Annotated in this window: 4 protein-coding genes and 1 pseudogene; 1 reads left to right on the top strand and 4 read right to left on the bottom strand. The window is 61.3% G+C overall.

Annotated elements, in window-relative coordinates:
- The 4 genes and pseudogenes from EN925_RS40905 to EN925_RS26285 all read right to left on the bottom strand — a co-directional run.
- Positions 1-163: pseudogene (locus tag EN925_RS40905) on the bottom strand (murein L,D-transpeptidase); the annotation flags it as partial.
- Positions 164-592: 429 nt separating this feature from the next.
- Positions 593-1,108: a winged helix DNA-binding protein gene (locus EN925_RS26295; RefSeq protein WP_128337037.1), complete on the bottom strand. Its 516-nt coding sequence runs from the start codon at positions 1,106-1,108 to the stop codon at positions 593-595.
- Positions 1,109-1,345: 237 nt separating this feature from the next.
- Positions 1,346-1,768, bottom strand: coding sequence for a DUF6163 family protein (locus tag EN925_RS26290; RefSeq protein ID WP_013532255.1), 423 nt, complete (start codon positions 1,766-1,768; stop codon positions 1,346-1,348).
- Complete coding sequence (locus EN925_RS26285; RefSeq protein ID WP_013532256.1) at positions 1,765-2,808, bottom strand: enoyl-CoA hydratase/isomerase family protein; 1,044 nt, start codon at positions 2,806-2,808, stop codon at positions 1,765-1,767. Before EN925_RS26285 ends, EN925_RS26290 begins: the two co-directional genes overlap by 4 nt.
- 194 nt (positions 2,809-3,002) lie before the next feature.
- On the opposite strand from EN925_RS26285, the gene EN925_RS26280 reads away from it, so the two are divergent.
- Positions 3,003-3,830, top strand: coding sequence for a DUF2066 domain-containing protein (locus EN925_RS26280; RefSeq protein WP_127368486.1), 828 nt, complete (start codon positions 3,003-3,005; stop codon positions 3,828-3,830).
- Positions 3,831-3,972 lie beyond the last annotated feature (142 nt).

Below are 3,972 nucleotides of genomic sequence, written 5' to 3'. Positions count from 1 at the left end.
TGCCACCCTCGCTGGCGCGGGCGTCGAACTGGTCGTCCCAATTGCCGCGCGCCGAGGATTTCAGGATATCACCGATCACATCCTGCGCATTGGCGCCGCCGGCGACCACCGCGGCTGCGAGCGCGGAGGCTCCGGACAGGAAAAAACGACGGCTGGTTTTCATGGACGTTCCAGACATTGGTAGCAGTTCGATCACTTGCTGCGTTGATCACCGGGCGATCTCGCCCGCACTGTAAAATTGGCAATCTTAACAATTAGCCAACCATGGTCCGTATCAGCTTGGTGTGACAATGCACAGGCGCGATACGGGCTGCGGGTGAACGCATGGCCTTCACCACAGCATCACTGCCATTCTCGGTTCCATTGGAATATGGCGGCAACGTGGCCTTGCGGCCAAATCCGACCGGCCAGCATTCCGAAAAGAACGGACCGTGCTTTTTGGGTATCGATCGGCGATCGACCACGCGGTGCAATGACCAGCCAAATCAAAGAAAGGCCGATGCCTCTCGGCACCGGCCCTGACTGAAGGTCGATATTTCGGCCGCGCTTCTGTGGCGCGGGCCGGATCCGATGCGGCGGATGTCTTACATCCTTACATCCGGTAGGCGATGGTGTCGTTCCAGAAGCGGTCGAGCCGCTGCAAAGCGCGGTTCATCTGCTTGAACTCATCGGTGTTGATGCCGCCGACCTGTTCGATCGAGCCGACATGACGCTCATAGAGGCCGGCGACGACCTCGGCCACCTCATTGCCCTTCGGCGTCAGCGAGACACGGACCGAACGGCGGTCGATGCGCGCGCGCTGATGGTTGATGAAGCCGAGATCGACCAGCTTCTTCAGATTGTAGGAGACGTTCGAGCCGAGATAGTAGCCACGCGAGCGCAGCTCGCCGGCGGTCAGTTCGGAATTGCCGATGTTGAACAGCAGCAGTGCCTGGATGGCATTGATGTCGGAACGGCCGTTGCGGTCGAATTCGTCTTTGATCACATCAAGCAGGCGGCGGTGCAGCCGTTCAACAAGCTGCAGCGATTCCATGTACAGGGAACGGATAGCCTCACGGCGATCGTCGGATACGTTGGCGGTCTTCGCCGCCGGACGCGAATTGATCATTGTCTTTGCCTCTCGTTTGTCGCCCTGGTGATTTTTTGTTTTTCACCTTGATCGCGACACTATCGAATACTCATAAAATTCGACTTAAACGCTAGGGCTAACAAGAGCTTACCGGTAAGGGGTTTCGGAAGAGGCTTAACGAACGGTCACCCGAGCAAGGATAATTAACCTAAAGATTTCGGCAACGATTGCAGGGCTCATTCGAGGCGACAGCCGGGCCGCCAATGGGTTCACGGCTTAGTGGCGGACCGGGCGCTTCTGCAGGTAGATGACGACGCGAAAGACGATATAGAGCACCGCCACCGCCGCATGCGAGACGACAATCAGCAAGCGGTGGCCGAACAACTCGGGAAAGCCGGCGTACATGACCGTCTCGGTCACCGCGCAAATGAACCATATCACCGGGCCCCAGGACGCCAGCATCCACAGGCCGGCAGCGGCAAAGGGAAAGAACACGGCGAGCACCACCGCCGCGACCTGCCAGTGCACGGGCATCAGGTCGAAACGCCACAGTGTGCCCGGATAAAAGCCGATCAGCTTGATCCAGTAGAGAATGCCGAACAGCAGGCAGTAGCCCGATATGACGCGCTGGAACCAGGCGAAGATCACCTCCACCCCGGAGGGCTGCAGAACGATGCGCCTTGAGGTCACCTCGCTCATATCAGGAGTTCCCGTTCGCCGAGCGGAGCGAAATAGGCATCGACATCCGCTTCGCTGACCGCAGCGAGGCTTGCCGGCCGCCATTGCGGCTTCGAGCCCTTGTCGATGATGGCAGCGCGGATGCCTTCGTAGAAATCATGGCCGGCGAGCATCCGGTTGAGGATGCGGAACTCCATCTTCATGCAGGCTTCCATGGACAGCGTCAGTCCGGCGCTGATCTGCCGCCAGGCGACGCGCAGGCTAGTCGGCGAGCGGGTGCGGATCGTCGCCAGCGTCTTTGCCGCGAACTCATCGGCGGCGGCCGCACGCTCGAGGCTGTCGATGACGCGGTTCAGGGACGGTTGCGAAAAATGACGGACAATCGCCTCCAGCGTCGGCCTGTCGGTTTCTCGCCTTGCCTGCACGAAGAAGCCGCGCAGCACCGATTCCGGATCGCCGGTCAACGCCAGCCGGTCGAGGAAGCCAGCCTGGTCCTCGGCCTTGATGGTATGGGTGGCCAGCCCAGACCACAGCGCATCGCCATATCGAATGCGATTGCCGGTCAGCGCCAGATACATGCCGAAGGAGCCGCCGAGATCGGGCAGCAGGTGGCTGGCGCCAACATCCGGAAAGAAGCCGATGCCGACTTCCGGCATGGCAAACTGGGCATTCTCGGTCATCACCCGGTGCGAGCCGTGGAAGGAGATGCCGACGCCGCCACCCATGACGATACCGTCGATCAGGGCGACATAGGGCTTCTTGTAGCTGTTGATGCGGGCGTTGAGCCGGTATTCGTCGGCGAAGAACTCGACCGGCGGTTTTCCCGCCCGACCTGTCTCATAGACATGCAGGATATCGCCGCCGGCCGAAAAGGCCCTGCCCTCTGCCTTGACGACGATGACGTCGATGCCCTGGTCGGCCTCCCAGGCGGAAAGAGCGGCGTCGAGCGCCCCGATCATGCGGTGCGTCAAGGCATTGAGCGCCTGCGGCCGCGTCAAGGTGACGACGCCGGCCCGGCCCAGATGTTCGAAGCGGATCTCGTCGCCTCCGCCAAAATCCATCGTGAAAGAATCCCTCTCCCGGCCGCCGGGACTGAAGTGCTAAAGCGTGGCGCATGGGTGCGTCAATGGCGAGGACACCGGTGCAAGCTCTGGCCCGGACCAGGAGCCAGTGCTAAAAATGGAGCTGCAATACGGAAAACTGGGTAGAGTTCATTGCAGCGTACCTGGTGGGTCTTCGAACGGGACGATTGTTTATGACTCGATTTTCGCACCTTGCGCCGGTGGCAATCGGGCTGAGCCTCTGCTTGGCTGTTCACCCGGTCATGGCGGGGACTTTGGAAGACCTCTACAGCTCGCAGACCATCGTCAACGGCAAGTACGAGAAGAACCGCCAGTCCGGCTTCAAGCGCTGCCTCGACGCGGTTCTGGTGCGGGTTTCCGGCGATCAGCGCCTGCCGGCGAAACCTGAAATGACGGCATTGCGCGACAAAGCCGGCACCTTCGTCGCCAGTTTCCACTATCGCGACCGCATGGAAGGCATTCCCAACCATGACGACCAGGGCACGTACGATCGGCCTCATAATCTCTACTGCCAGTACAAGCCTGCTGACATCGACCCGGTGCTGGCTTCGCTCGGCAGCAGGCCGTGGCTGACCGAGCGGCCACGGCTGGCGGTGTTTTTGGCGACCGAGCGCGGAACAACGCATTACGCGCTCGATGCCGAGGACGACCGTGGCATGCTGATGCGCGAATCGTTCGGCAATGCCGCCGTACCGCTGGCCATGCAGGTGACTTTTCCCACGGTGGCGCAGCTGTCGCAGGCCGGATTGGACGATCAGGCGCTTCGCAATGCCGAGATGACGAAGCTCGACACACTGGCGAAGAGGGCCGGCGCCGACCAGGCGCTTTACGGCAGCCTCGTCTGGAGCGACAAGGAACTGGGCTGGATCGCCGACTGGCGGCTGGTCATGGCCGGCAAGACCTACGTCTGGCAGGTGCGCGGTGTCGGCTTCGACGAGGCTTTCCGTGTCGCCATCAGGGGCGCGGCACAGATTCTGTCAGGCAATGGGCAACCCGAATAGGCCTCGACCCGGTCGCTGGCACAATCGTGCCGCATTGGTCAGCGGCGGGAGCTCGTGGTAAAAGCCTGCCCGAACGAGAGTACTGGCGATGAACAAATTCACCCCCGCAAAGCCCGCCGGCGCGCGCGGCGTCGACGAGATC

The organism is Mesorhizobium sp. M7A.F.Ca.US.006.04.2.1, from assembly GCF_004022915.1.
Lineage (GTDB): Bacteria > Pseudomonadota > Alphaproteobacteria > Rhizobiales > Rhizobiaceae > Mesorhizobium > Mesorhizobium ciceri.
Note: the sequence above shows the minus strand (reverse complement) of the source record. Positions and strands in the feature narration are given on the sequence as shown.

Coding starts and splice junctions, on each gene's coding strand:
- EN925_RS26295 (WP_128337037.1), bottom strand. CDS start 1,108: ATGATCAATTCGCGTCCGGCGGCGAAGACCGCCAACGTATCCGACGAT.
- EN925_RS26290 (WP_013532255.1), bottom strand. CDS start 1,768: ATGAGCGAGGTGACCTCAAGGCGCATCGTTCTGCAGCCCTCCGGGGTG.
- EN925_RS26285 (WP_013532256.1), bottom strand. CDS start 2,808: ATGGATTTTGGCGGAGGCGACGAGATCCGCTTCGAACATCTGGGCCGG.
- EN925_RS26280 (WP_127368486.1), top strand. CDS start 3,003: ATGACTCGATTTTCGCACCTTGCGCCGGTGGCAATCGGGCTGAGCCTC.